The sequence below is a fragment of the Streptomyces smyrnaeus genome, from assembly GCF_017676345.1.
GTDB classification, from domain to species: Bacteria; Actinomycetota; Actinomycetes; order Streptomycetales; family Streptomycetaceae; genus Streptomyces; species Streptomyces smyrnaeus.
In genome coordinates this window covers 15,506-41,091 of sequence record NZ_JAFFZM010000022.1, presented here as the reverse complement: position 1 = coordinate 41,091, position 25,586 = coordinate 15,506, and the positions used below count along the sequence as shown (strand labels likewise).

Below are 25,586 nucleotides of genomic sequence, written 5' to 3'. Positions count from 1 at the left end.
CCTCTTAGGCTGAGCGGCATGACGGTCCCGCTCGCGCTGATGGTGCTCGCCCTGTTCGCCGCGGGTCTCGCGCCGCGCGTACTGACCCGCAGCTCGTGGCCCGACCGGGAACCGGTGCTCGCCCTGTGGGTGTGGCAGTGCGTGGTCGGTGCGGTACTGCTCTGCTGTCTGCTGGCCATGGCCCTCTCCGGTGCGGCCGCCTTCACGGTGGTGCGCAGCCACGTCTTCGCGGGGGCACCGAACGGCGTCGCGGAGGCGTACACCGCCAGCGCGTACACACCGTGGTCCGGGGCCCTGAGTGTGCTGCTGGCATGCGGGGGCGCCTGGACGGGCGCGATGCTGCTGCGGGAGATCAGGGACGCGCGGGCCCGGCGCCGCAAGCGACGTGCGGAGCTGCGGGAGCGGGCGCCGCAACTGCCGGGTGAGGACGCCTCGCCCGGTGAGCCGCTTCTCGTCCTGGAGGACGAGAAGCCGGACGCCTGGTGGCTGCCGGGCACCACACCGCAGTTGGTCATCACCACAGGCGCCCTGCGGCGACTCAAGGGGCGCCAACTGGACGCTGTACTGGAGCACGAGCAGGGCCACGCAAGGGCGCGTCACGACTGGCTGCTGCACTGCTCGTCCGCGCTGGCCGCCGGCTTCTCCCGGGTGCCGGTCTTCGCGGGATTCCGCGACCAGGTGCACCGGTTGGTCGAGCTGGCCGCCGACGACGCCGCGTCGCGCCGCTACGGCCGACTGACGATCGCGCTGGCGCTGGTGGAACTCAACGAGGGGCGCGGGGTCTTCGGCCCCTGCCCGACTCCGGTGGCGATGGTGCCGCAGCGGGTGCACCGGCTGCTCGCTCCCGCCCCGCGGCTGTCGGTCAGCCGCAGGCTGCGCATGACCGCGATGGCCTCACTGGTGCCGGTCGTCCCGGTACTCGTGGCGTTCGCTCCCGGTCTGTCCGCACTGCGCTGACGTCCGGCCCGGCAGCGGCACGCATCCGGTCCCGGAAGGGGTGCACGAGGGCAGGCCGCCGGGGGCGCGCCCGGGAGTTGTGCTCTCCCGGGTGTCGGGGGTGATGATCGGCACATGCGAAATGCGACCCGCCCGAGTCCGCCCGGCGTGTGGCAGGCCGGGGCGGCCGCCACGCTCGGTGCCGCCGCCGTCCTGCTGATCGTCCTCGCGCTCCTCCCGTGGCAGCCGTTGGCCGCTCTCGACCGGAACACGGCCTCCGGACTGCACACGGTCGCGGTGGAACATCCGGCGCTCACCCGGACCATGCGGATCCTCACCGACTGGGTGTGGGACCCGTGGACGTTCCGCCTGTTGCTGGCGGTGGTGTTCGGCCTGCTGGTCTGGCGCGGGGAGCGTGTGTTGGCGTACTGGGCGGCGGGCACGGCGCTGGTCGGCTCGGGCGTGCAGCAGGGGACGAAGGCGGCGCTCGGGAGGGAACGGCCACGCTGGCGGGACCCGGTGGACTCGGCCGAGTACGCCGCGATGCCGTCGGGGCACGCGATGACGGCCGCGCTGGTGTGCGTGCTGCTGCTGTGGCTGTGGCATGAGCGGGGCGCGTCGTCGGCCGACGTGTGGTGGCGGTCGGCCCTCGTCGTCGCGGCGGTCAGCGTGGTCGGGGTCTCGTTCACCCGCGTCTGGCTGGGCGTGCACTGGCTGACGGACACGGTGGTGGGCGTGCTGCTGGGTACGGCGGTGGCACTGGCGTCCACGGCGACGTGGGCCGCTCTGCGGCCCGGAGAGCGGTTGCCCGCCCCCGCGGGCCGCAGGGGGTAGCGCGGAGCCCTCAGCGAGGCTGCAGGGCCGTTCCCGGGCGTTCGCCGGGGTGTGCTCACCCGGTTCGCCCGGGCGTTCAGGGTTTTCGGGCCACAGCGCCCACGTTGTCGACCTCCTCCGGCTCGCCGAAGGGCAGCGCTTCGGGACGCCAGCGGGTGACCGACACCAGCCCCGGCTCCAGGATCTCCAGGCCGTCGAAGAACCGGAGGATCTGCTCGCGGCTGCGGTTGACCCGGGGGTTGTCGCTGGTGCGGTTCCACTGGCGCACCATGGCGCGCACCGCCTCGGGGTTGACGACCTCGGCCGAGTCGCTGAAGACCAGGTGGCTGCCGGACGGGAGGGCCGCCATCAACCGGGACACGACGTCATAGGCGCTGTCGTCGGTGAGGTGTGCGACGACGCCGAGCAGCATCAGGGCGACGGGCCGGTCGAAGTCGAGCGTCTCGGCCGCGCCCTGGAGGATGGTGTCCGGCTCGCGCAGGTCCGCGTCGAGATAGTGGGTGACGCCCTCGGGGGAGCTGGTCAGCAGGGCGCGCGCGTGTGTGAGGACGAGCGGGTCGTGGTCGACGTAGATGACGCGCGCCTCGGGGGCGATGCGCTGAGCGACCTCGTGGGTGTTGTCGACGGTGGGCAGGCCGGTGCCGATGTCGAGGAACTGCCGGATGCCCACCTCCCCGGCGAGATGGCGGACCGCGCGGCACAGAAAGGCCCGCTGGGCGCGGGCGGTGTCGACGATGCCGGGGTTGGTGCGTGCGATCTCGTCGCCCACCTGCCGGTCGACGTCGTAGAAGTCCTTGCCGCCGAGCCAGTAGTTCCAGATCCGTGCCGAGTGCGGCACCGTGTCGTCGATCTCCGTGGCGTCCGATACCGGCCCGTCCGTCATGGCTCTCCCCTGCCCTCGATGACCCTCGATACGTCGTCGCCGCGTGCGTCCTGACCGTCCGCCGCGCGCGCACCAACGTACCCGCGGGCCGTCGGCCGGGCGACGGCAGGAGAAAGTGAGGGCTGCGGGAGGGGTGTTGGGAAGCCGCGGGTCCTCTAGAGTCAGGCCTGCGGCTGCCGCTGTCGGCAGCTCGGCCGACTCTCACCGGTCTGCCCGCCGGCTGTGCCGGGTCGACGCCGATACCGGGGCGATCCCCCGCGTCGCCCCGATACCGGCCGCTGTGCCGGGCGTCCGTGCTCCGTAACTCCATGGGACGCGAACACCCGAAGCCGTGCTGAGTATATTGGCTGCCAGCCAGTCAACGCAGGAGTTACAGCATGTCCCCCCGGAGCGCATCGGTCAATGAAGAGTTGCGCCGACGCTCGCGCGAGCGCCTGCTTCAGGCGACGGTCGAGCTGGTCGCGGAGCGCGGGTACGAGACGACGACGCTGGGGGCGATCGCCGACCGGGCGGGCTCCGCACGCGGTCTGATCTCGTACTACTTCCCAGGAAAGCGGCAGCTGTTCCAGTCGGCGGTGCACCGGCTGATGCATCTCACCCTCGCCGAGGCCCTGGAGCGCGGGCCCCGGCCCGAAGGTCCGGACAGCGGACAGGAGATGCTGGCCCGGGCCATCGACGCGGTACTGGGGCTCGCGCGTGACCAACCGGTGCTGATGCGCGCCCATATGGCCGGCATCCTGCAGCAGGAGGGGTTCGTCCAGTGCGACGAGCAGCAGCGGCTGGCGTTCTTGCTGCGCACCACCGTGGCCCGGTACGGGTCCCCCGACCCGGACACCGACTACCCACTGCTGCGCGCCAATCTGATGGGAGCCGTCGTCGCGGCACTGCTGCCCGGTGCGCCGATGCCGCTGGAGAGACTCCGGGGGGAGCTGTTCGCCCGGTACGGCCTCAAATGGGAACGGGGGATACCGCCGGACAAGGCACGAGGAGGACCGTTGGAGGCGTCACCCGCTGCGCGCGTCCGGCACCTGGAGCGGCTGCGACCGTGCGGCTGGGAAGCGAGCCGGGAGCCGCACGGCGCGCGGGAGCGCCGGTAGACCGGCCGACGATCGGCGGCAGCTCCTCGTGGACGCACTGGCGCCGCCGCGTCGAGCGACACTGCGCAGTGGTGTCGGCAAGAGGCAGCAGAGGCCGTCACCACTGTCGGTGCACGGTTGCCTTGTCACCGGTGACCAGGCTCGCCGCAGGGACGTCGTCGGCCACCACCGCGCCGGCGGCCACCACGGCATCACGGCCGATGCTGACGCCGGGCAGGATCGTGGCGCCCGCGCCGATCCACACGTTGTCCGCCACGTCGATGGGCGCGCCGCTCAACCACCCCCGTCGCTCCTCGGGATCGACCGGGTGACCCACGGTGATCAACGTGGCCTTCGGACCGACCATCACACGCTCGCCGAGCCGGATACCGGCGTAGTCCAGGAACGTGCAGTTCTGGTTGATGAACACGCGCTCGGCGAGGTCGAGATGGAGACCGTAGTCGGTGTAGAAGGGCGGATAGATCGTGGCTCTCGCCGGCAGCGGTCTGCCGAGGATCTTCTCGAACAGGTCCGTCTTGCCCCCTTCGTCCGCGAAGGGCAGGGCGTTCAGACGGGAGGTGAGTTCGGTGACCTCCAGGACCCGCTCCGCCATGGCTCGGAACTCGGGGCTGTGTATGCGCATGAGACGGTCACTGGACATGCCGCGCTCCTTTCCTGGTGCGCCGGCGGTCGAGCAGGACTCACCAGGCGCTGATGGAGGCTGCTGTCGGCAGCCGGTCGGGTCACCTTGCTCGGGGACGGGTCCCGCGGGCGGTCGGAGTGCCCCTCTCGCCGTGCCGTGGAGTCGTTGCCCAGGGCGGGAGCCAGGCCGGCTCGGGGGCCCTGGGCAGGCTTTCGAGGTGGGCGGTGATTCCAGAAAGCCCTGGGTGGGGATTGGTTCCGGGGAGGACGAGCGAGAGGGGGTAGACGAGGGTCGGATCCACGACAGGGATGCGGCGCAGGTCGTGGTCGGCCGGCCAGATGTACCGGTCGCGTGCTCCGACGAGGGTGGCCACGTCCGCGGACTCCGCGAGGGTGTCCAGGAGCACTTCGTCCCCGAAGTGCGGGCCTGCCGCGTCGATGCGCAGGTCGAAGTCGGTGGCGAGCTGATCGTAGAACTCCGCCCATTCGCTCCGGGGCGCGATACCCGGCACCCAGATCCGGTGCTTGCGCAGCTGCGCCGGTGTCAGTCTTCGGGCGGAGGCGAGCGGATGCCCCGGGCCGACGAGAAGTTCCAGCGGCGAGTCGAACGCGTGCATGATGTGCACGTCGGGCGGCAGCACCGCCGGATCGGTGACGGTACGGAACGAGGCGTCGATCTCGCCCGCTTCGACGGCGGCGACGGCGATACGTGGGTCGTCGACCCTGAGGGTCACCACGTCGAGGTCGGTTTCCGGATGCGCCCGCCAATAGTCGTGCAGCACCACGGCCTGCGCGCTGCGCCGGCCGAGAACGTCGATCCGCAGGGCCCGCGAGCCCGGCCTGACGGCGGTGATGGCGCGCTCGACCCCCGCGGCGATGCTCCGCGCGTGCGGCAGGAACGCCTGACCGTCGAGCGTCAGCTCGACCCCTCGTGCGGTACGTGCGAACAGCCGGACTCCCAACTCGCGCTCCAAAGCGGCAATGCGCTTGGAGACTGCCTGCTGCGTCACGCCCAGCTCATCGGCCGCCTGGCGAAACTGCCCGAGCTCGGCCGCCCGGACGAACGATCGCAATGCCTCGGTGTCCACGAGATCACCCTAAGGGCGCACAACCATTGGTTGTGGCTTGCCGAGGATCAGTTGTCTGGTGGCACTGGAGCTCGGTCCGTGCGGTTCTGGACCGAACCATCCGTTGTCGCGCGGAGTCATGTGCTCAGGGGGCCAGGTCCGGTTCGGGTGGCGGGTGACACACGGGGCCCGCCACGGCGCGTCTCCTTCCGGCTGTTCCCACCCGGACCAGGCGCTTGCCTCCACCCGGGGCGGCGGACACGTGCAGAGTGGTCCGTATGACGACACCGGCACAACTGCTCCGCTCCTTCGCCCGCACCCGCGCCTCGCTCGACGGCGAGGAGGTCACATACTGGTGGTCGGGAGACGTCTACTCCTGGGCCCCCGACGAGCCCTACCAGCGCGTCTTCGGTTTCGAAGGGCTCAACGTCGCACGTCTGGTCCAGGATGCCGACTCCGGTCCGGACGCCTACCAACTGCTCACCCGGGAGGCCGCGTTCTTCCTGGATCCCGTCGGCCGCGAGATCCTGGAGACCTGGCAGGACCTGCCGGTGGTGCACATCTGGAACGACCCGGCGAACCAGAAGTGGCGCCCCTTCCCGATCCCGACGACCGAGCTGGGCGAGCAGATCTGCTTCAGCCTGGAGATTCCGCTCTCCTATCCGTCACCGCTGCCGGTTGCCGAGTACCCCGTCCACTCCGCGGGCGACACATACAGGGCCCTGGAGTGTTTCCAGTTCTTCGCCGACCGCGCCGACCTCGCCGGCAGCGCGCCCAGTATCCCGGCCACCATGTCGTGGACCCGGATGTCCCCGTGGCTCCCATGGATGGCTCGCGGCCGGCAGCCCGGCGGCCTCACCTTCCACTGCCGAGGCAGCAAGCTCGGCTCGTACGCCGAGGTCCCCGAGCGCACCCGCGCCTACATCGCCGACCACCACCCGGAGTTCGCCCATGCCCCCGAGAAGTGGAGCGAGCCGAACGAAACCAGCTGGACGTACTTCCGCAAGCTGAACCCGCCGAAGTAGCCGCCGGATCTCCCCACCACCGCCGTCGCCGGCCGGCGCACCGGGGCAGCGGCCGGATTGCGCCCAGCTGGCTTCGGTCATGACCGAGGAGCGAGCCCTATGCCGCTTCGCCCAGGCGGTCGAGGCGATCACGGTGGACCGGGGCCAGTTCGAGGCATTCGGCGGCGAGGTTCTCCTCCAGGTGATCGATCCGGGCGGTGCCGGGGATCGGGAGGACAACCGGTGAGTGGCCGAGGAGCCAGGCGAGCGCGACCTGGGTGGGGGTGGCGCCGACATCGGCCGCCACGGCGGCGACCTCCGCCTCCGTCCCCGAATCCCCCCAGGCGACAGGACGCCACGGCAGGAAGGCGATCCCTGCCGCCTCGCAGACCGCGAGCACGGGCTCGTGCTCGCGGTCGAGCAGGTTGTACCGGTTCTGCACGCTCGCGACATCGACGATCTCCCGAGCCTGGTCGAGTTCGTCGACGGTGACCTCGGACAGCCCGATCCGGCCGATCTTGCCTTCGGTCCGCAGGTCCCGCAGCGTGCCGACCTGGTCGGCGAGCGGTGTCTCGGGGTCGATCCGGTGCAGCTGAAGCAGCTCGATCCGCTCGACCCGCAATCGGCGCAGAGCCTGCTCGACCTGATCGCGCAGGACGGCCGGCCGCCCGTCGAGCTTCCACTCACCTGAGGGGCCCGATCGGGCGACGCCGACCTTGGTGGTGATCAGCAGCCCGTCCGGGTAGGGGTGGAGGGCCTCGGCCAGGAGTTCCTCGTTGGCGCCTCCGCCGTACAGATGGGCGGTGTCGATCAGGGTGATGCCCAGCTCGACAGCCCGTCGGGCCACCGCGAGAGAGGTCTCGCGGGCGGGACCTGGTTCCGTCGGCAAGTGCATGGCCCCGAACCCCAGCCGCCGTACTTCCAGATCCCCGCCGATGGCGAACGCAGTCGATGTCACGCGCTGTCATCCTCCCCCGTCATCCAAGGGGCGACGCTACCAGTGCAGTTGGGCACCACCACCGTCGCTCCCCCAGGCGACGTCGAAGGCGGCACGGTCCCCGACGGTCGTACGGCGACGGCGACCTCGCAGTCCGGCGCGGACAGGCCGTGTTCCGGAACCCGCGCTGACGCCTGTGGACGACGACGAGTCCGGCAGCCCGGCGGACCCGCCCAGGTGATCCGCTCGGGCGGCCCGCACTCGGGCGCACCCGTGGGCCGGGCGGCGGTCCGGTACGCCGCGTCGATGTCCGCCGCTCAGCGGCGGGCGTGGCGCGGGCTCAGCAGCCCCGCGTCACGAGCGCTCGCGATGACGCGCAGCGATCTGCGCCTGCTGCGCCCGGTGACCCGCATGACGGCCAGCACGGGGTCCTGACCCCGCTCCCGGGCCGCGGTGTACGCCTCGGCCGCCACACGCAGGGCCGCCCGGCCACGGGGGGCCGGTGGCCGTCTGCGGCCCCGGACGGGCGGGTGCGGCGACTCCGGGCGCGGTGGCTCCGGGCGCGATGACTCCGGGTGCGGCGACTCCGATGGCCGTACCGGAGTCGACGGCGGCGGCGTGTCCGAGGGTTGTCGGGACGCCGGGGGCGGAGGCGGCACGGACGGACGGTGCGTCCGGGGCCCCGAAGGCGGAAGCGGAGGCGAAGGCGGAGGCGTCGATACCGACGACTGCGGTCCTGCCGGCCGCGGCACCGGCGGGAGTACGCAGGCGCCCGTGGCCCGGACGGTGGGAGCCGTCTGCGGCGGTCGGATGGCCGACGGGCACGCCCTCGTCAGCGGCTCGCCGAGGCAGGGTGCGAGCTTCGCGAACTCCTGGGCCGACAGTGGCGGGTCGGCCCGCACCTCTTCGAGGTGGACCCGGCCGTCCACCACGGCGGCCACCACCTCCACCTGAGTACCGTCCGCGCGGCTGACCCCGACGGCGAACCAGGGTGCTCGGGCACCGGCGGCGTGCGGAGGCCCCGCACCGGTGCCGTAGCCCCGCAGCTTCCAGGCCTGGCAGGGCGGCGACAGGGGGTCGCGCCTCGGCGGGCAGCCACCCCGTTCGTACGAGTGATCCGACGAGTAGCAAGAGCAAGGGGATCTCTCCGACACGTCGGCACCGTAGGCCCGGTCGCACGGACGGGAGCGGCGCGGCACGCTCAGCCGGTCGGAGGGCACCCTGACGACGGAGGCGGCGGGAGCCGAACGGCGCACCGGCGTACCGCCGTACGGGTGTCGGGCAGCGCGGCTCGGACGGGCATCCGCGCTGGCCGGAGGCATTGTCAGTGGGCCGGTGCAGACTGTTCGTACCTCAGACAACGACGTCTTGAAGGCGGTGCCGCCATGGCGGACGTGCTGCTCGCGGTAGGTACGAGAAAGGGCCTGTTCCTCGCCCGGCAGAAGGAGGGCCGGCGGGGTTCGGCGGTGTGGGAGTTCACCGGCCCGCATTTCAACGCCCAGGCCATCTACTCCTTCAGCATCGACCGGCGCGGCTCCGGGCCGCCCAGACTGCTGGCCGGTGGAGACAGCGCGCATTGGGGCCCTTCGATCTTCCACTCCGACGACCTGGGCAAGACCTGGAAGGAGCCCGGGCAGCCTCCGATCAGATATCCCAGGGACACCGGGACCTCCCTGGAACGCGTGTGGCAGCTGCAGCCTGGAGGGGAGAGCGAGCCGGGTGTGGTGTACGCCGGTACGGAGCCCGGGGGGCTGTTCCGCTCGACGGACGGCGGCGAGTCCTTCGCACTCGTCCGCTCGCTGTGGGAGCACCCCACGCGGCAGGAATGGGAGCCCGGTGGTGGCGGACTGGGGCTCCACACGGTCCTGGTCGACCCCCGTGACCCGCGGCGGGTGACGGTCGCCGTCTCGACCGCCGGGGCCTACCGCACGGCGGACGGCGGCGACAGCTGGGAGCCGTGCAACCGGGGAGTCTCCGCGGTCTTCCTGCCCGAGAGCCGACGCTACCCGGAGTACGGGCAATGTGTGCACAAGATCGCCCGGGACGCGGAGCACCCCGACCGGTTCTATCTGCAGAACCACTGGGGAGTGTTCCGCAGCGACGACGACGCCACGAGTTGGCAGTCGATCGGCGACTCCCTCCCCTCGGACTTCGGCTTCCCCGTCGCCACCCATCCGCGGCGCGGCGGGGTGGCCTACGTCTTCCCGCTCAACGCGGACGCGGACCGGGTGCCCGCGGAGCACCGCTGCCGTGTCCACCGCACCCAGGACGCGGGAGAGAGCTGGGAGGCGCTGGATGCGGGCCTGCCCGAGGAGCCGCATTACGGACCGGTGCTGCGGGACGCGCTGTGCACGGACGACGCGGACCCCGCCGGGGTCTACTTCGGCAACCGCAACGGCGAGGTCTTCGCCAGCGCGGACGAGGGCGACAGCTGGCGGCAGTTGGCCTCGCACCTGCCGGACGTGCTGTGCGTACGGGCGGCGGTCGTCGACTGACGCGGTTCCAGGACGACGAGCCGGGGGTCTTTCCCGGAGGCAGGGCGAGCCGCGCCGCTGAGCCAGTAGAGTGACGGCTCGTGGCTGCACGACCGTTGAACGAAATTGTCGAACCAGGCTGGGCCAAGGCGTTGGAGCCGGTCGCCGAACGGATCGCCGCGATGGGCGACTTCCTCCGCGCGGAGGTCGCGGCGGGGAGAACCTACCTTCCGTCGGGGGCGAACGTCCTGCGGGCGTTCCAGCAGCCCTTCGACGAGGTGCGCGTCCTGATCGTGGGCCAGGATCCGTATCCCACGCCGGGGCACGCGGTCGGCCTGTCCTTCTCGGTGGCCCCGGAGGTCCGGCGTCTGCCGGGCAGTCTGGAGAACATCTTCCGGGAGCTGAACAGCGATCTCGGGCTCCCCCGCCCCTCGAACGGTGACCTGACCCCCTGGACGAAGCAGGGTGTACTGCTGCTCAACAGGGCGCTGACGACGGCACCGCGCCAGCCCGCGGCGCACCGGGGGAAGGGCTGGGAGGAAGTCACCGAGCAGGCGATCCGCGCCCTGGTGGAACGCGGGCGCCCGATGGTGTCGGTGCTGTGGGGCCGGGACGCCCGGAATCTGCGACCGCTGCTGGGCAATCTGCCCGCGGTCGAGTCGGCGCACCCCTCGCCCATGTCGGCGGACCGCGGGTTCTTCGGCTCGCGTCCGTTCAGCCGGGTCAACGACCTGCTGGCCCAGCAGGGGGCCGATCCTGTGGACTGGCGCCTGCCGTGAGCCCGACCGCGGACGGCGCGGGACGAGCCGCGTTCGGCGGGGGCCGCGGGGGCGAGTGGCTGCTCGGCGTCGACTCGGGCGGGTCCGGGCTGCGTGTCGCGCTGGCGCGGCAGCACCAGGACGCGCCCACGGAAGGCCCGAAGAGCCCCGGTGAGGGCAGCGGCGCGCCACCGGGCCCGAGTGGACCGCCGCAGCTCGTCGGCGTCGTCACCTGCCCGGAGCCGGTGCGCACAGGGCCTGCGGGTATCGACGCGGCACACATGGCGGAACAGCTGGTCCCCGCCGTCCGCTCACTGCTGGCGGACGCCGGAACCGGTACGGAGCAGGGTTCGGCGGCGCAGATCGCGGCAGTGTGCGTCGGCGCCGCCGGTATGGCGACCCTCGGCGACCAGTTGCGGGCCGAGCTGCCGGGCGTGCTGGCGGAGGCGTTCGGAGTGCGGCGACTGGCACTCGCTGCGGATGCGGTGACGGCGTACGCCGGGGCGCTGGGCGAGCGGCCCGGCGCCGTGGTGGCCGCCGGTACCGGAATGATCGCCATGGGCACCGATCTCGCCTCCTGGCGGCGCGCGGACGGCTGGGGGCATCTGCTCGGCGACTGCGGCAGCGGCGCCTGGATCGGCCGCGCGGGGCTGGAGGCCGCGCTACGCGCCTTCGACGGCCGCGCAGGCGGCTCGGCGGCGCTGCGGGGACGGGCGGAGGCGGTGTTCGGCGCGCCGCTCAGCGCGCTGCCGGGACGGCTGTATCCGCGTGCGGACCGGGCGGCCGTTGTGGCCTCGTTCGCTCCGGAGGTGGCGCGCTGCGCCGAGGAGGATCCGGTCGCGGCGGGGATCGTGCGGGCGGCAGCACGGGAGATCGCGGCTGCCGCCGTCGCGGTGTGCCCCGGCGGCGGGACGCCCTCCGGGGCGGCTGAGGGCTCGGCAGCCTCCCCGGCCGGGAAGCCCGCGCACGACGGTGTGCGAGTGGCCTTCACCGGAGGGCTGTTCCGGATCGGTGAGGTGCTGACCCGCCCGCTGCGCGCGGAACTGGTGGAGCGGCTGCCGGCGGCCCAGGTCGTCGAGGCCGCGGGCGGGCCGTTGGACGGTGCGCTGCTGGTTGCCGCGCGCCTGGCTGCCGGCGGCCTCGCACTTCCGTCCGACCCGGCGCTGCTGTCGGTCGTGGCCCAGGACGGACGCGGAACGGCAGCGTAGGCTCTGGGGTGAGCGCTGCGGCCGGGGCTGCGGCCCGGTAGGGGTACCGACAGCAGGATGAGCGGAAAACCGCCACTACTCCAGCTGGATGAATCGGGACATAAGCCCATCGGTCTCCCCCGGCCGAACAGCCAAGCCCATGAAGGCATTAGCATGCGGGCGCATGAGCTCCCCCACAGGACCGGACAATGGCCTGCCCGTACGAATGCCACGTCCCCGCCAGCCCGGACGGCACCGCCGACCGGAGCCCGTCGTCGCCCCCGAGGGCGCGCCGGCACTGGTTCTGGCCGTCCCCGGCACACCCTCCGGCGCCATGCGCAGTCTCGCTGAGGAGACGCTGAGCATCGCGCGTTCGGAGCTGCCCGGTCTCGACGCGCGCGTCGGTTTCACCGAGGGCGATGGCGAGGAGTTCCCGACCATCCGCTCCGCACTCGCCCAGGCGGTGGCCGACCGTGCGACACGCCGCCAGTACGCGCGTGAGGCGGCCGCCAGGGCGGAGGAGACCGCCGCGCAGGAGGGCGAGACCGCGGTGGCGGCACCGGCTCGGGAGACGGCCGACGACGGTCTGCCCGCCGTGGTGGTTCCGCTGCTGGCGGGACCGGACGCCGCACAGCTGCGCGGAATCCGCCAGGAGGTCCTCAACAGCGGCTCCGGTGCCGAGCTGACCGACGTGCTGGGGCCCCATCCGCTGCTCGCCGAGGCCGTGCACGTGCGGCTCTCCGAGGCGGGGCTGGCGCGCGCCGACCGGGCGCGGCTGTTCACGGTGGCGACGGCGGCGGACGGCATCATCCTGGCGACCATCGGCGGCGAGGAGGCCGTACAGGCGGCCGGGATCACCGGCATGCTGCTGGCCGCGCGGCTGGCGGTACCGGTGCTCGCCGCGGCGCTCGACGACGAGGGCGCCGTCCGGCACACCGCCGAGCAGCTGCGCAACTCCGGCTCGCAGCAACTGGCCATCGCCCCGTGTCTGATCGGCCCCGAGATCGCCGAGGGGCTGTTGGAGGCGGCGGCCGAGGAGGCGGGCTGCTCGGCTGCCGAGCCGCTGGGCGCCTACCCGGCGCTGGGCAAGCTGGTGGCCTCCACGTACGCCGCCAAGGCAGGTATCGCACAGCCGCAGGCGCCGCAGGGCGTACCGGCGCGCTGAGCCGCCCGCACCATCGAGCCGGACGGGCGACGGCCGACGAGACGGGGCCGGACGACCCGTCCGAGCAGCCGGGCTGCCGGGGCAACCGGAGCGGGGACAAGGCGACCCGGGTGGGGCCGGCGCGGGGCAGGACGGTCGAAACGGCGCCGGTACGGGCCGAGACGAGCTCTTCCGGCCGGTACCGGACTCCGCCCCGTATGCGCTCGCCCGGCGGCACCTATGCGAAGACCACGCACGAGGCGGCCGGCGCGGGCAGCGACCCCCTCTGGAGCGGCGTTCCGTCTTCCGGATCGATCTCGAACCAGGTGACGTCGCCCGAGCGCTCGTTGGCGGCGTAGAGCCGGCCTCCCGGCGGGTCCAGGGCCAGGTCGCGGGGCCAGTGGCCACCGCAGGGAACGGTGGTCAGCAACTCCGGCAGTGGCGCTGAGGTCAGGTCGAGTACGGCCACACTGTCGTCGCCCCGGTTGGCGGCCCAGGCGAAGCGGCCGTCCGGCGAGACGACGAGCGCGGAGGGGTGATTGGCCACTGCCGCGCGCTCCTGCGGCACGACTCGCGTCTCGCCCAGCGGCTCCAGTTCACCTCGGTCGGCGTCCCAGCGGCAGGTCGTCAGCGTGGAGTCGAGCTCGTTGATCACGTATACCCGCCGGGCGGTGGCCTGCTGCCCGGCCCCGGTGCCTTCGGGTGCGAACGCCAGATGACGGGGTCCGGTCCCGGCGCGGAGCGGGACCTCGCGGTGGAGGCGCAGACCGGTCGGCGCTCCCCGCAGGTCGTAGATCCACACCGAGTCGGTTCCCAGATCGGTCGAGAGCAGCCACCGTCCGGATGGATCGGGGACCACCGCGTGCGCGTGCGGCCCCTCCTGCCGCTCCTCCACCGGCCCCCGTCCGTGGTGCTGATGGGTGTGCGCCCCGGTGCCCGGACCGCCGTCGGGACGCAGCGGAAGCGCGGTGACACTGCCCGAGGTGTAGTTCGCGGTGTAGAGAGCGTCACCGGTCACGGCCAGATGCGTGGGTCCGGAACCATCAACCGGAACCGTGCCGTCCAGCGGCACCGGGAACGGGCCGGCGTCGGCGTCGCGGGAGGCGTGGGCGCCATGGTTGCCGTGGAAGGCGTGGAGGTCGCTGAGCGAAAAGGCGGCGGCTCCGCCCCGATCGGTCTCGCTGACGGCGTAGAGAACGCCGCCTCCGGGCCCCAGGGCGAGGAACGAAGGGTCGGCGACGGCGTCTTCCGTGTGGTGCTGCGCGGTGAGCGCGCCGGTGCGGGGGTCGAGAACCGCCGTGGTGATGCCGCGGCCTCCCGCGGAGGTGAACGATCCGATGTAGGCCCGCGGCCTTCGCTCCGTACCGTCAGCCATCGCGCTGCCCCCTTCGCCGCTCCGTCCGGGAGCACGACGGTAACAGGAGCACGGCCTGTGGTCTGGACCAAATGCCGGGCGAGCCGCGTCGCTTGGGCAGCCCCTCGGCAGCCCTCGGGCTGTCGCTAGGCAGCCGCCCTCGGGTGCGTGTGCAGCGGGGTGGCGAGCTGGTGCAGCGCGGCTTCCAGGGCGTGCAGGTGAGCCAGGGCCTGGTCGCCGGGCGGCGGCTCTGCGGCGGCAGCGGCGGCCGGAGCGCCCGCGCCGTGCACCGCGGCGGCCTGGCCCGGCGCGGGGGCAGCCAGGCGGCGTACGGCGGCCTCCACGCGCTCGCAGGCGGCGGTGAGCCGTGCGTCGTGCGAGGCGGCCGGGTCGGCTGCGGCCTCGGTCAGGCCATGGATCTGCCGGGCGCAGTCGTCCAGCAGAGCCAGCACCTGGCGGGCCCGGGCCTTACGGGCACGCAGCGGGCTGAGGGGGTGGACGAGGGGCGCGACCGAGAGCCGTACGCGCCCCAGCAGCAGCTCCAGCTCGGCGATACGGGCTTCGGGACCGTCGCCCTGCCCGCCCGCGAGGCGGCGGGCCGCATCGAGGGCGCACTCGTGCACACAGTGCACCGCGCGCCGTATCCACACCTCGGTCGCGGCGTGCGTGGTGACGGGCAGCACCAGGGCGACGGCTAGGGCGGCGCCCAGTGCGCCCACGGCGGTCTCCTCCAGACGCAGTCCGAGCAGACCGGGGTGGAGCACGCCCAGCAGGCCGTAGAGCATGCCGACCATCAGCGTCACGAAGAACATCATCCAGGAGTAGGACAGCGGCGCCGTGTAGAAGATCCCGAAGACGCAGCAGGCCACGACGGCGAGGGTGGGCGCGAGCGCCCCGTCGGCGGGTACCGCGACCAGCAGCCCGGCCGCGAGCCCGGTGACGGTGCCCAGGACCCGGCGGAAGCCGCGTACCAGGGTCTCGCCTCGCGAAGCGGTGTTCACAAAGATCCACCAGGCGGCGCCGACCGCCCAGTACCAGCGGTCCAGGGAGAGCGCCTGGCCCGCTGCCAGCGCGAAGCCACAGGCGACGAGCGCCTGGAAGGCCTGCCGGGTGGTGGGGCGGCTCAAGCCCCGACCGCCCACCGGCGCGATTGCGGGCTGCGGACGGGCACCACGTTCGATCGGCCACAGGACGAACCGGGTGAGCGCTGCGGCGAGCAGGGCCAGAAGGCCGGCCGCGAAGACCTGCGGCAGCTGGTCGGGGACGGTGTGCAGGAACTGCGCGGCGAAGAACTGCATGAAAGCGAAGATCCCGAGCGCGTTGCCACGCGGCCCCCAGCGCCGGGCGTAGACCCCGGCGAAGACGACGGCGAGGAACGCCGCGTCCCGGGCGAGCGACAGCTCGTGCAGGAATGCGGCCAGCGCGAGGACGGGGAATCCGACGACCGGCAGCAGTGCCGTGCTGACGGCCTGCCCCCGCACCGTCGGGTCCGCGACGGTGAACAGGGCGAGCAGCGCCACCAGTCCCCCGGCGACAGCGGCCTGCAGCGGCAGACCGGCGAGCGCGCAGACGGTGACGGCGAGTCCGATACCGACCACTGCGCGCGACGAGACACATGCCCTGCGGGAGTGGTCCGGACCGAGTGTCGCGACGGTGCGACGGAGGAGATGTGCTGGGGTCCTTCCCCCGGGCTTCCGAAGCGACTTCTCCAAAACCCCTCCAATCCGGGCTGACCTGGTCGGCCATGTGTCCACATGCTGGTACGAAGAGGAAAGCACCCCTTCCCACCTGCGGCCAAATCGCAAGCGTTTGGCATGCTGGAACGCATGATCAGTTCTGCTGCCGGCCCCGCGGTCATCTTCGACCTGGACGGCACCCTCGTCGACAGCGAGCCGCACTACTACGAGGCGGGCAGGCGCCTCCTTGCCGCACACGGTGTTCCCGGCTTCACATGGGAGAACCATTTGCGGTTCATCGGTATCGGCACCCAGGAGACCTTGGAGACGCTGCGCCGAGAGAACGGGCTCGCGGCATCCGTGGAGACGCTGCTGGCGGAGAAGAACCGCCTCTACCTGGAGCTAGCGCACTCCGGCACAGAGGTATTCCCCGAGATGCGCAAGCTGGTCGAGCGCCTCGACGCGGCCGGACACCCCTTGGCCGTCGCCTCCGGGTCGTCGCGCGCCGCCATCGATGCCGTACTGGGCGCAACAAGCCTCAATGAGCTGCTGCCGCTGCGAGTGTCGGCGGAAGAGGTGCCGCACGGCAAGCCCGAACCGGACGTCTTCCTGGAAGCGGCCCGCAGGCTCGGCGTCTCCCCCGCCGGCTGCGTGGTCGTCGAGGACGCCCCACCCGGCGCGGAGGCGGCCCACCGCGCCGGAATGCGCTGCGTAGCGGTTCCCTATGTTCCGGCCCACGTCACCGATCCGGCGTTCTCCGGCGCCGACCTGCTGTTCCCCGGCGGTCAGCGTGAGTTCGACGCGCAGAAGGCCTACGACTGGATCGTCGGCTGAGCGGGGACGGGACGCGGGCCGACGGTCACGACTGCTGCGCGGGCGCGCGTATCGGGACGGCACTGCCACTGACCCGTATCCGGGGGTCGTCGGCGCGGAGGGTGACGGTGAGCGTGCCGGGGCGACCCATGTCCTGCCCCTGGTACAGGGTGAGCCGAGCGTCCGAGGCGACCAGGCCGCTCTCCCTGGCGTACGCGCCGAAGGCTGCCGCTGCCGCACCGGTGGCCGGGTCCTCCACCACGCCGCCGACCGGGAACGGGTCGCGGACATGGAAGACCGGGTCGCCCTGCTCGTCGGGGGCGTCGCGCCACACCAGTTGCACGGTGGTCAGATCCAGCTTCAGCATCAGCCGCTTGAGCCGGTCGAAGTCGTGGTCCAGGTCGGCGAGCCGGCTTCGCGTCCCGGCCGCGAGCACCAGGTGGCGGGCGCCCGCGTAGGCGATGCGCGGCGCGGGCTCGGCGGCAAGCCCGTCGCCTTCCACCCCAGCGCGGCCAGCGCCTCGTCAAGATCCCGAAGGCGGACTCGCTGTAGCCCAGTTCGGCCGCCGTTGCGAGCATCCGGGCGTCGTCCCAGCCGGCTGTCGGCGGCGTGTGCCCGGCCGCACCGCTTGTTCGTCGGCGGCGCGTTCCGAGTACGGCGGGCAGCGATCGAAGGCGTGTGCCCTGGCGGCCTGCACCGCCCCCCGGGAGGCCTGCACCGTCCCGCACATGTGCCGAGCCGGACCCGTGCCTGCGTCTGCGTCTGCGCCTGCGCCTGACGCCACGGGCCCGGCTCGTTTGGACGTCAGTCGCCCGTGGCCCGGACAGTGCTCATGATCTTCTTGATCTCGGCCCCGCTCAGCGCCTTGGGAACTCCTTGGTCCGCGTAGATCACCCAGCCGTGCATGGTGCCGTCGGGAAGCTTCTGCGCGATGCTGTGCACAACTGCCTTGGGCGGGACACAGGAGCCCGGCCGGTTGGTGACGGTGACCTCGGCGGTCGCCGTGTAGCCGTCGATACCGCCGTGCTTCCACGGCTTGGGCTTGCTGACCTTGATCTTCGGCTTGTGGTCCTCACCGCCGTATGCGGCGAAGCCCCAGTTGCCCGCCCAGTTACGGGCGTTCTCCTGGAGGCTGCCCTCCTTGCCGCCACCTGTGGTGCCGACGGTGGCGAGCTGGCCCTTGCCCGCCTCACCGAGCGCCTTCGGGTTGGGACTCGACGGGCAGCCGCCCTCCCGGTAGTTGGCGGCGGCGGTCATGACGACGATCGGCTTGCCCTTCTTGTCCAGGTAGGACAGGGCCGTCTCCTCGGGAAGGAGCTTCCACTTCTTGGCCTTGGCGGGCACGTCGTACCGGAAGTGGTGCTTCTTCGAAGTCTGCGTCTGCCAACCAGCCACCGCGGGCTGGTCGCCCGAGGGGCTCTCCGGGGCAGCGGACTTTGACGATTCCGACGGTGTCTTCGACGCCGCGGCGTCGGAGCCCTTGTCCGAGGACTTGCCCGTGTCGTCGTTGCACCCGCTCAGAGCGACGGCCATACCGATACCGACGGCCACCACCATGCTCTTCCTCGTTCGGCGGGACGGGATCGGAGTGGACTGTCGGCGGGCCGCTCGCCGGCGGATTCTTGACTGAGACATGATCGACACCCTAAGTGAACTGCAGGTCTCCTCCTCCACCGGATGGAGGTCCGCTACGAGACGGATACGTGCTCGTGACACCGCGCTCGCAACTGCTGCACGCGACACGCACGGGCACCGCACCAACCGTCCACCGCCCGCTCCGAACGCCCACCTCGGGGCGGCGCCGCACTCGTGCGGAACCGCCGGGCGTCACCCCGCTGACACTCCGACGACCAGTCGAAGCGCACTCGACCACGAGGTCACCTACCGGGCGGCCCTGGCCGGCGGGCCACCCGCAGGCGCTGCAGTCGGCGATAGCTCCAGACGAGGAGCACGAAGAGCACGACGCCGGAGACGATCAGGCTCCCACCGGTGCTCCAGCCGCTGAACGGCAACTGCGGCACCAGTCCCCAGGCGACACCGCCGCCGATCAGTCCGAGGCCGACCACCGTCGATCCGGCGATCCGCCACCTGGACGACACGCTCTCCTCGGCGGCCTGCATGGCGCGGGCCCGCACCGGTTCCAAGTGCCGGTGCAGAGCGGGGACGGCACGGGCGAGCAGGACCATGCCGGCGAACACCAGCAACAAGCCGGGGCCGGGGAGGACAAGCAACGCGATGCCCACTGCGACCAGCACCCCGCCGGCAACGGCCCATACGGCCCGCAGCACCGGATGCAGGTTGTTGTCCGCCACGTCCTCTCCCGTTCCCGTCGCTCGCAATCGGCTCCTTCGCCCCTGACCGCGCCGCAGGCCGGGGGCTTGCTGCACCAGGGTTGGTCGCCGTACCGGCGGAGGGCCGGTACCACGCCCACCGGTCACCCGACTGGCTGCAGCCGAGCTGTCCCCGCCGCGAGGATACGGCTACGCGAAGAGCAATCCGGAGCGCCGGTCCCGGGGGAACCACTGCCGCGTGACCCGCGGATGACCCCGGTCGGTCGGTCTGAGGGCCCACCCGGAACGGACTCACCGGAACCTGGAGGATGGCCCCTTTCCACGACGGCGGACAATGATCCCCCGAAAGCATCCGGCAGTTGGGGTCGGAGCAGAATCAGGACATGGGCGGCGGACCACGCCGGAGCCACGGAGATGGCCGACACGGGCACTGAACCGTGGCCGCCGGCTGCCACGACCCGGCTCCGTCACGGGCACCACCCGACGGACAGAACCTCAGGAGGGGAAGCGTGACCGAGACCAGCGACCGATCCGCCGACAGTGAAGCCCACGAGGCGCCACGAAGCCGACTGCATCGCCTGATGCGCTACATACCCATGATCGCTCCCGTCCTGCTGTGGGCCGTGCCGTGCTGGATCCTCCTGCACACCGGTCAGCACTGGCCGCTCCCTGTCACCCTGATCGGCACCGCGCTGTTCGCGCTCGGCCTGGTCGGTATGCCGCTCGCGATGGTGCGCGGCCACGGCCGGCGCCAGCAGGACCAGGCGGCGATCGTCGGTGACACGCTGCTGGGCAGCGTCTGGGTCCTGTTCACCTGGTCCGTGCTGCTCGTCCCGCTGCGGCTCGCCCTGACCGTGGCCGGCGTCGGTGACGGACAGGGCCGGGCGCGCTTCGTCACCTGGGCCGTCCTCGGCGTGACCGCCGTACTGCTCGCCTGGGGGTACGCCGAGGCTCGACGCGTGCCACGAGTGCGTCGACTCGACGTGCAACTCCCGCGTCTGGGAGCCGGGTTGGACGGCACCCGAGTGGTTCTGATCACCGACACCCACTACGGTCCGCTCGACCGCGCCCGCTGGTCGGCACGGGTCTGCGAGACGGTGAACACCCTGGAGGCCGACCTGGTCTGCCACACCGGCGACATCGCGGACGGCACGGCCGAACGCCGCCGCGCCCAGGCCGCCCCACTGGGTACCGTGCAGGCGACCCGGGCCCGTGTCTACGTCACCGGCAACCACGAGTACTACAGCGAGGCCCAGGGCTGGGTCGACCTGATGGACGAGTTGGGCTGGGAGCCGCTGCGCAACCGCCACCTCCTGCTCGAACGCGACGGCGACACCCTCGTGGTCGCCGGCGTCGACGACGTCACCGCCGAGTCCTCCGGACTGGCGGGCCACGGCGCCCACCTCGCCGGAGCCCTCCACGGCGCCGACCCCGACGACCCCGTCCTCCTCCTCGCCCACCAGCCCAAGTTCATCGACCGCGCGGCAGCGCACGGCATCGACCTCCAGCTCTCCGGCCACACCCACGGCGGCCAGATCTGGCCCTTCCACCACCTGGTCCGCCTCGACCAACCAGCCCTCGCCGGCCTCAGCCGGCACGGCACTCGCACCCTCCTCTACACCAGCCGCGGCACCGGCTTCTGGGGCCCGCCCTTCCGCGTCTTCGCCCCCAGCGAGATCACCCTGCTCGTGCTCCGCTCCCCGCTACGGTCCACCTCGTCGTAGGGGCGCGTATCGGGTCGTGATCGATGAGCACCGCAGCTTCCGAGGCGGGTGTCCCGTCGGGGGTGCGAGGCCCGGCGATCTGCGGCTGCGCCGTGCGTGCGCGAGTGGCCGGAAGCAATTGCCGCAGGCAGGCAGCGGGGCCCGAGGGCCCCGGCCGCGTGCCCAAAGGGACGGTGTGCCCAAAGGGACGGTGTGTCAGACCACGGCGAGTCGGCCCACCAGCAGTTCCACCCTCCGATCGGTGTCCTCCGGCGGCAGTCGTCCCGCCCGGGTCAGGGTGGCCAGCCCGTGCAGGGTCGCCCAGAACGCCTCGGTGAACAGTGCCGGGTGGACGCCGTCCCCGGCGACCTCGCCGAGAGTCTCCAGCAGGGCGGCGAAGGCGTCCTTCAGCGGCTCCGGAGTCTCCTCGTGTGCGAACGCCAGGCCGCCGTCGAGCTGGAACATGGCGTCGTAGACCGCCGGGTTGCGCTCGGCGAAGTCGAGGTAGGCGCGGGCGAGGGCGGTGACCCGGGCGCGCGGACCGTCCGCGTCCACAGCGGAGGCCGCAGCCCGCAGCACCGCGGCCATCTCGGCCGCCCCCACCAGGGCGACGGCGCCGATGATCTCGCGCTTGCCGCGGAAGTGGCTGTAGAGGACGGGCTGGCTGTACTCGATGCGCTCGGCGAGCCGGCGGGTGGTGACCGCGTCCCAGCCCTGCTGCTCGGCGAGTTCGCGGGCCGTCGCCACGATGAGGCGCTCGCGGGCCGCCCGTTCGCGCTCCTTGCGTTCCTGTACCGACATGATTCGATCCTAGCATCGCTAGACAAGCAAGCAACGGTAGGACTAGCGTCGCCCCATCATCTAGCACCACTAGATTCCAGGAGGGGTAGTCATGCTCGACGCACTTGAGATCGCCACCACCGTGATCGTCGGCCTGATGGTGGGAGTGGAGTTGTCCGTCTCCTTCGTCATCAACCCGATCCTCAACGCCCTCCCCGACGACAGCAGCCAACGCGGCCGAAGCCACGGCGGCCGGATGCTCGGCGCCGTCATGCCCGTCTGGTACATCGGCTCGCTCGTCCTCGTCGCGGTCTGGGCCATCGCCGGACGGCACCACGACGGCGCGGGACTCGTCACCCTCGCCGGCGCGCTGCTGGTCCTCAGCGTGGTGATGTCCCTCCTGCTGCTCGTGCCGATCAACAACCGGGGCAAGACGTGGACCGTCGAGAACCGGCCCGAGGACTGGAAGGAGCAGATGAACCGCTGGGACCGCTTCCACTACGTCCGCGTAGCCGTCATCATCGCCGCGTTCACCCTGCTAGTCACCGCCCTCGCCTGAGCCCGCGGGCCGACACCGCGCTGGTGGCGCGCGATCCCCGCTCCACGGACGGCGGCGGGCCACCGAACTCCCCATATCCGGGACGCAGCTGCCGCTGAGAGCCCACAACCGCGACCCCGACAAGCTACGCACCGCGATGGCCTGCGCGACTCTCCGGACGCGCCCTCGCCACGCGTACGTCCGCTCCACCGACTGCGCGGCGGCAGCCAGGACCGGGTCGGCCACGTCCTGAGCGCGCAGTTCCGCGCCCGCGCCTCCACGACCTCGCATGCCGTGAGGCGCCAAGCCCGGGAGCGTGACCGGCGCTCAGGGCCTGCGGTGAATCGAAACCGCGTACGCCCCACCAGCGTAGGGCTCACGGGACCACGTCGCGTAGCGCGTCTCAGGCATCAGGCCCGCCGCGACGCAGTGTGCGTCGTAATCGTCCAGGGTGTAGCCCCGGTCCAGGGAGAAGCCTGCCACCAGGCGGCCTCCCGGCCGTACGTGTGCCGCCACTCCGGCGACCAAGGCCGGTTCCGTTCCCGGTGGGGTGAACAGGGGAACGTTTCCCGCCATCACCACCACGTCGAAGGACCTCCCGAGGTCGAGGCCGGCCAGGTCGCTCAAATGCCAGGGAATATCGGGGGCGAGGTGTCGGGCCGTGGCCAGCATCGAGGAGTCGAGGTCCACCCCCACCACGTCGATCCCGTGCCGCGCCAACTCGATCGCCACCCTGCCCGTGCCGCACCCCGCGTCGAGGACGCTGGACGGTCCCAAGGAACGCACCAACGCGGCTTCGCCGTGCACATCCCCGCCTTCCGCGGCGATCCTGTCGAACCGAGCCTGGTACTCCGCACCATTCCACGCCATACGGGCACCCTGGCACATCGGACCTCCGCCATCACACTCGCCCCGGGTCCGCTCGTGCGACGACCTCGGCCGCGGGGCGTTGGCGTAGATCATGTACCAAAAAGGGGTGGGACCGGTCGATCAGATCGGTCCTACGCCTGCTGGAGATCGCCGCGTTGATGGCCGCTCCGGTCTTCCGCCGGTCGGTCGAACATCTGCAACCGTCGACATGCCGGGGTTCCGCGGCTGCGCCTTCGTCGACGCCTGGACCGAGCTTGGCGGGCAGCATCACGAGGGGTACCCGCTCTTGGCCGAAGTGGTGCAGGAGCACAAGATCTTGTTCCGCAGCTTGCGGGTGACCAGGATCAGGTCCAGCACGCCCGCGCGAGCGCGACGCCGATGAACGCCGCGCCGAGCCCGGCGACGACGCCGGCGATGACGTTGGCGGCGGCGAAGACCTTCGCCCCCGTCTCCGCGAGCCGCATCGTCTCGTAGGAAAAGGTCGAGTAGGTGGTCAGTGCCCCGCAGAACCCGGTGCCGACCAGCAACTGCACCGAGTCGGAGGCGGCGCCGTAGATGATCGCTCCGGTGAGCAGGCCCAGGACCAGGCAGCCGGCCACATTCACGGTCAAGGTCCCCCACGGGAAAACGGTGTCGTGCCGCTTCTGCACCGCCAGGTCGGTCAGGTATCGCAGGGGTGCGCCGACGGCGGCGCCGGCGATGACCAGCAGCCAGTTCACCGCGCACGCTCCTCGCTCCGGCCGGCGTAGCGGATGACCTCGCAGTCGTCGAGGATCACCAGGCCCTCGGTGACCAGCTCGTCGAGCTGCGGGAGGAACGCGCGGATGCGGGTCTCGTCGTCGACGATGACGATGGCGACGGGCAGATCCTCGCTCAGCGACAGCAGGCGGCTGGTGTGGATCAGAGAGGAGGCGCCGAAGCCCTCGATGCCGCGGAACACCGACGCCCCGGCGAGCCCCGCCTTGTGGGCCCGGTGCACGACCTCGGTGTACAGCGGCCTGTGGTGCCAGACGTCGCTCTCGCCGATGAAGATCGTCACGCGCAGCGCGCGACCGGTCAGCCTTGTCATGCTTGCCTCCACGCCACGATCCGGCGCGTCGCCCACGCCGCGCTCCATACCGCCGCCAGTGCCACCAGCAGCGTCAATCCCAGATAGGCCAGCCCCGCGCCCGCCCGGCCGGCGTCGACCAGCTGCTGGATGTCGACCGCGTAGGTCGAGAACGTCGTGAACCCACCCAGCACCCCGGTGCCGAAGAACGGCCGCACCAGCCGGTGTGCGGCCCACACATCGCTGATGACGACCATGAACACGCCGATCACCGCGCAGCCGACCGTGTTCACTGTCAACGTGGTCCACGGGAAGCCGCCGCTCGCCGTAGGCCACAGCAGCGACGCTCCGTAACGGGCAGAGGCACCGATCGCGCCGCCCAGCGCCACCACGACCACCACGGGAACCTGCGCCCGCCACGGTCCGGGGCGCTGAACGGGTACATGGAGGTCGACGTCCGGGTCGGTGGGCTCACCCACGGCCGGGTAATGCTGCGGCTTCATCAGGTACACGTCTCCTACTCGCCAGGCGCCCTATTCTCAGGGCGCGCGTGATCGCAAGTAGGGACCGTTGGCGGCAGCCGGTGCCACGGTTCGGTTACGGCGGGCCCCACCGCCGCGCGGCCGCCCCGTGCCGGAGCCCGCCGCCAACGACCAGGGTACGACCGCCAGTGCCGTGCTGAACGTCGCCGTGCTGGGTGGGGCGTTCGGGCTGTGTACGGGTGAGCACGTCGGCGGCCTGCCGCTGAGTGAGGGCGAAGCAGATAGCGTGAATCGACATCGGAGGCCGATATCTGAATCCGAGTCCTGTCATGGACAGCGAGCACTCACTCGACCGCGTCTTCGCGCACCTCACCGCCCGCTTCCCCCACCAAGACCCCTTGCCTGGGGCTGTGGCAGGCCCCGGCTCAGCCTGTCGGGTGTCGGTGAGCCAGTGCACGCCGAGGAAGACCCGGGTGAAGCAGACGGCGGCAACGGCAACTGCGGCGGTGGCCGCGCCGAGGCGTACCGGGCCGGCGGGCATGTGGATGATGTGGGCGATCCACAGCAGCAGCACGCAGGTGGCGGCCGTGGTCATGGCGTGACCCGAGGGCATGGCGGCGGAGTCGACGGGGCGTCCCATCCGGGACGGTCGCGGCCGACGGCCCAGCGCAGCACGGAGCGCAGCGCCCATTCCACGGCGGAGGTGCAGGCCGCCCACCAGGCGAGGAGCCGTTGGCGCCGGTGCCACAGCCACACCACGGCTGCGGCGAGCAGCAGGCGCATGGTCCACGGATCGACGACCCGGTCGGTGCCGTTACGGCTGGCGTGGGTGAGGCCGGGGCACTGGAGCGCGACCGCGTGCAGACGCACGGCCACCGCCTGGTCCAGGCGCACCACGGGCCGCACGCCGGCGACGACCAGGGCGATGGTCAGCGCCGCGGCGGCGGTGAGCAGCAGGGCGGCTTTGCCGGCCGGTGCGGCGAGCCAGGCGGTCGCCGCTCCTCTGGCCGGTCCTGGCCGCCTGCCGGGGTCCTGGTCTCGTGCCCCGCGCCTGGCTCGCCGACCACAGCGGCAGCGCACAGAGCGGGG

27 protein-coding genes and 1 pseudogene are annotated in these 25,586 nt (G+C 72.0%); 11 read left to right on the top strand and 17 right to left on the bottom strand.

Annotated features, from left to right (window positions below; translation table 11 throughout):
• Positions 1-18: 18 nt before the first annotated feature.
• Both JW613_RS29005 and JW613_RS29000 read left to right on the top strand, forming a co-directional pair.
• On the top strand, positions 19-957 hold the full coding sequence (locus tag JW613_RS29005) for a M56 family metallopeptidase (protein WP_209213849.1): 939 nt from the start codon (positions 19-21) through the stop codon (positions 955-957).
• 114 nt (positions 958-1,071) lie between these two features.
• Positions 1,072-1,770, top strand: coding sequence for a phosphatase PAP2 family protein (locus JW613_RS29000; protein ID WP_209213848.1), 699 nt, complete (start codon positions 1,072-1,074; stop codon positions 1,768-1,770).
• Positions 1,771-1,846: 76 nt separating this feature from the next.
• On the opposite strand, the gene JW613_RS28995 is transcribed toward JW613_RS29000, so the two are convergent.
• On the bottom strand, positions 1,847-2,653 hold the full coding sequence (locus tag JW613_RS28995; protein ID WP_209213847.1) for an SAM-dependent methyltransferase: 807 nt from the start codon (positions 2,651-2,653) through the stop codon (positions 1,847-1,849).
• 377 nt (positions 2,654-3,030) lie between these two features.
• On the opposite strand from JW613_RS28995, the gene JW613_RS28990 reads away from it, so the two are divergent.
• The gene (locus JW613_RS28990; protein WP_209213846.1) at positions 3,031-3,750 is read left to right on the top strand and encodes a TetR/AcrR family transcriptional regulator; all 720 of its coding nucleotides are present in this window, start codon (positions 3,031-3,033) and stop codon (positions 3,748-3,750) included.
• 97 nt (positions 3,751-3,847) lie between these two features.
• On the opposite strand, the gene JW613_RS28985 is transcribed toward JW613_RS28990, so the two are convergent.
• Positions 3,848-4,390 (bottom strand): DapH/DapD/GlmU-related protein, encoded by a 543-nt coding sequence (locus JW613_RS28985; RefSeq protein ID WP_209213845.1) that lies wholly within the window; start codon positions 4,388-4,390, stop codon positions 3,848-3,850.
• 82 nt (positions 4,391-4,472) lie between these two features.
• The gene (locus JW613_RS28980; RefSeq protein ID WP_209213844.1) at positions 4,473-5,459 is read right to left on the bottom strand and encodes a LysR family transcriptional regulator; all 987 of its coding nucleotides are present in this window, start codon (positions 5,457-5,459) and stop codon (positions 4,473-4,475) included.
• A gap of 257 nt (positions 5,460-5,716) precedes the next feature.
• On the opposite strand from JW613_RS28980, the gene JW613_RS28975 reads away from it, so the two are divergent.
• A complete protein-coding gene (locus JW613_RS28975) occupies positions 5,717-6,463 on the top strand; it encodes a DUF1838 family protein (protein ID WP_209213843.1) in 747 nt (248 codons plus the stop codon).
• A gap of 97 nt (positions 6,464-6,560) precedes the next feature.
• Here JW613_RS28975 and JW613_RS28970 read toward each other — a convergent pair whose 3' ends face one another.
• Together JW613_RS28970 and JW613_RS36050 are read right to left on the bottom strand one after the other, a co-directional pair.
• Entirely contained in the window at positions 6,561-7,400 is an 840-nt protein-coding gene (locus JW613_RS28970; RefSeq protein WP_209213842.1) for an aldo/keto reductase, read from the bottom strand.
• Positions 7,401-7,696: 296 nt separating this feature from the next.
• Positions 7,697-8,701 (bottom strand): DUF6214 family protein, encoded by a 1,005-nt coding sequence (locus tag JW613_RS36050; protein WP_245226457.1) that lies wholly within the window; start codon positions 8,699-8,701, stop codon positions 7,697-7,699.
• A 63-nt stretch (positions 8,702-8,764) separates the two neighbouring features.
• Here JW613_RS36050 and JW613_RS28955 point away from each other — a divergent pair, with 63 nt between their 5' ends.
• The 4 genes from JW613_RS28955 to JW613_RS28940 all read left to right on the top strand — a co-directional run bounded on the left by JW613_RS28955 (position 8,765) and on the right by JW613_RS28940 (position 12,963).
• Complete coding sequence (locus tag JW613_RS28955; RefSeq protein ID WP_209213839.1) at positions 8,765-9,874, top strand: WD40/YVTN/BNR-like repeat-containing protein; 1,110 nt, start codon at positions 8,765-8,767, stop codon at positions 9,872-9,874.
• Between the two features lie 80 nt (positions 9,875-9,954).
• Entirely contained in the window at positions 9,955-10,632 is a 678-nt protein-coding gene (locus JW613_RS28950; RefSeq protein WP_209213838.1) for a uracil-DNA glycosylase, read from the top strand.
• On the top strand, positions 10,629-11,819 hold the full coding sequence (locus JW613_RS28945) for an N-acetylglucosamine kinase (RefSeq protein WP_209213837.1): 1,191 nt from the start codon (positions 10,629-10,631) through the stop codon (positions 11,817-11,819). The genes JW613_RS28950 and JW613_RS28945 overlap by 4 nt, the downstream gene beginning before the upstream one ends.
• A gap of 163 nt (positions 11,820-11,982) precedes the next feature.
• Complete coding sequence (locus JW613_RS28940; protein ID WP_209213836.1) at positions 11,983-12,963, top strand: sirohydrochlorin chelatase family protein; 981 nt, start codon at positions 11,983-11,985, stop codon at positions 12,961-12,963.
• Between the two features lie 217 nt (positions 12,964-13,180).
• Here JW613_RS28940 and JW613_RS28935 read toward each other — a convergent pair whose 3' ends face one another.
• Entirely contained in the window at positions 13,181-14,317 is a 1,137-nt protein-coding gene (locus tag JW613_RS28935; protein ID WP_209213835.1) for a lactonase family protein, read from the bottom strand.
• A 125-nt stretch (positions 14,318-14,442) separates the two neighbouring features.
• Positions 14,443-16,008 carry an FUSC family protein gene (locus JW613_RS28930; protein ID WP_209213834.1) on the bottom strand — a complete coding sequence of 522 codons (1,566 nt, stop codon included), beginning with the start codon at positions 16,006-16,008 and terminating at the stop codon, positions 14,443-14,445.
• 114 nt (positions 16,009-16,122) lie between these two features.
• Between JW613_RS28930 and JW613_RS28925 the strand changes: the two genes are divergently transcribed.
• Positions 16,123-16,806, top strand: coding sequence for an HAD family hydrolase (locus JW613_RS28925; protein WP_209213833.1), 684 nt, complete (start codon positions 16,123-16,125; stop codon positions 16,804-16,806).
• Between the two features lie 25 nt (positions 16,807-16,831).
• On the opposite strand, the pseudogene JW613_RS28920 reads toward JW613_RS28925, so the two are convergent.
• The 3 genes and pseudogenes from JW613_RS28920 to JW613_RS28910 form a co-directional block, all read right to left on the bottom strand.
• Positions 16,832-17,316: pseudogene (locus tag JW613_RS28920) on the bottom strand (PhzF family phenazine biosynthesis protein); the annotation flags it as partial.
• Positions 17,317-17,589: 273 nt separating this feature from the next.
• Entirely contained in the window at positions 17,590-18,342 is a 753-nt protein-coding gene (locus tag JW613_RS28915) for a DUF8017 domain-containing protein (RefSeq protein ID WP_245226456.1), read from the bottom strand.
• Between the two features lie 320 nt (positions 18,343-18,662).
• On the bottom strand, positions 18,663-19,097 hold the full coding sequence (locus JW613_RS28910; protein ID WP_209213832.1) for a PGPGW domain-containing protein: 435 nt from the start codon (positions 19,095-19,097) through the stop codon (positions 18,663-18,665).
• Positions 19,098-19,585: 488 nt separating this feature from the next.
• Here JW613_RS28910 and JW613_RS28905 point away from each other — a divergent pair, with 488 nt between their 5' ends.
• Positions 19,586-20,800, top strand: coding sequence for a metallophosphoesterase (locus JW613_RS28905; RefSeq protein WP_209213831.1), 1,215 nt, complete (start codon positions 19,586-19,588; stop codon positions 20,798-20,800).
• A gap of 195 nt (positions 20,801-20,995) precedes the next feature.
• Here the strand turns inward: JW613_RS28905 and JW613_RS28900 are convergent, their stop codons facing one another.
• Positions 20,996-21,580 carry a TetR/AcrR family transcriptional regulator gene (locus JW613_RS28900; RefSeq protein ID WP_209213830.1) on the bottom strand — a complete coding sequence of 195 codons (585 nt, stop codon included), beginning with the start codon at positions 21,578-21,580 and terminating at the stop codon, positions 20,996-20,998.
• 91 nt (positions 21,581-21,671) lie between these two features.
• Here JW613_RS28900 and JW613_RS28895 point away from each other — a divergent pair, with 91 nt between their 5' ends.
• Positions 21,672-22,118 (top strand): anthrone oxygenase family protein, encoded by a 447-nt coding sequence (locus JW613_RS28895; RefSeq protein ID WP_209213829.1) that lies wholly within the window; start codon positions 21,672-21,674, stop codon positions 22,116-22,118.
• A gap of 306 nt (positions 22,119-22,424) precedes the next feature.
• Here the strand turns inward: JW613_RS28895 and JW613_RS28890 are convergent, their stop codons facing one another.
• The 6 genes from JW613_RS28890 to JW613_RS28865 form a co-directional block, all read right to left on the bottom strand.
• A complete protein-coding gene (locus JW613_RS28890; RefSeq protein ID WP_209213828.1) occupies positions 22,425-22,967 on the bottom strand; it encodes a class I SAM-dependent methyltransferase in 543 nt (180 codons plus the stop codon).
• A gap of 344 nt (positions 22,968-23,311) precedes the next feature.
• Positions 23,312-23,686: a fluoride efflux transporter CrcB gene (crcB, locus tag JW613_RS28885; RefSeq protein WP_209213827.1), complete on the bottom strand. Its 375-nt coding sequence runs from the start codon at positions 23,684-23,686 to the stop codon at positions 23,312-23,314.
• Entirely contained in the window at positions 23,683-24,036 is a 354-nt protein-coding gene (locus JW613_RS28880; RefSeq protein ID WP_209213826.1) for a DUF190 domain-containing protein, read from the bottom strand. Before JW613_RS28880 ends, crcB (JW613_RS28885) begins: the two co-directional genes overlap by 4 nt.
• Positions 24,033-24,518 carry a fluoride efflux transporter CrcB gene (gene crcB, locus JW613_RS28875; RefSeq protein WP_209213825.1) on the bottom strand — a complete coding sequence of 162 codons (486 nt, stop codon included), beginning with the start codon at positions 24,516-24,518 and terminating at the stop codon, positions 24,033-24,035. Before crcB (JW613_RS28875) ends, JW613_RS28880 begins: the two co-directional genes overlap by 4 nt.
• A gap of 94 nt (positions 24,519-24,612) precedes the next feature.
• Complete coding sequence (locus JW613_RS36935) at positions 24,613-25,092, bottom strand: hypothetical protein (RefSeq protein WP_209213824.1); 480 nt, start codon at positions 25,090-25,092, stop codon at positions 24,613-24,615.
• A complete protein-coding gene (locus JW613_RS28865) occupies positions 25,089-25,577 on the bottom strand; it encodes a phosphatase PAP2 family protein (RefSeq protein ID WP_209213823.1) in 489 nt (162 codons plus the stop codon). The genes JW613_RS36935 and JW613_RS28865 overlap by 4 nt, the downstream gene beginning before the upstream one ends.
• Positions 25,578-25,586 lie beyond the last annotated feature (9 nt).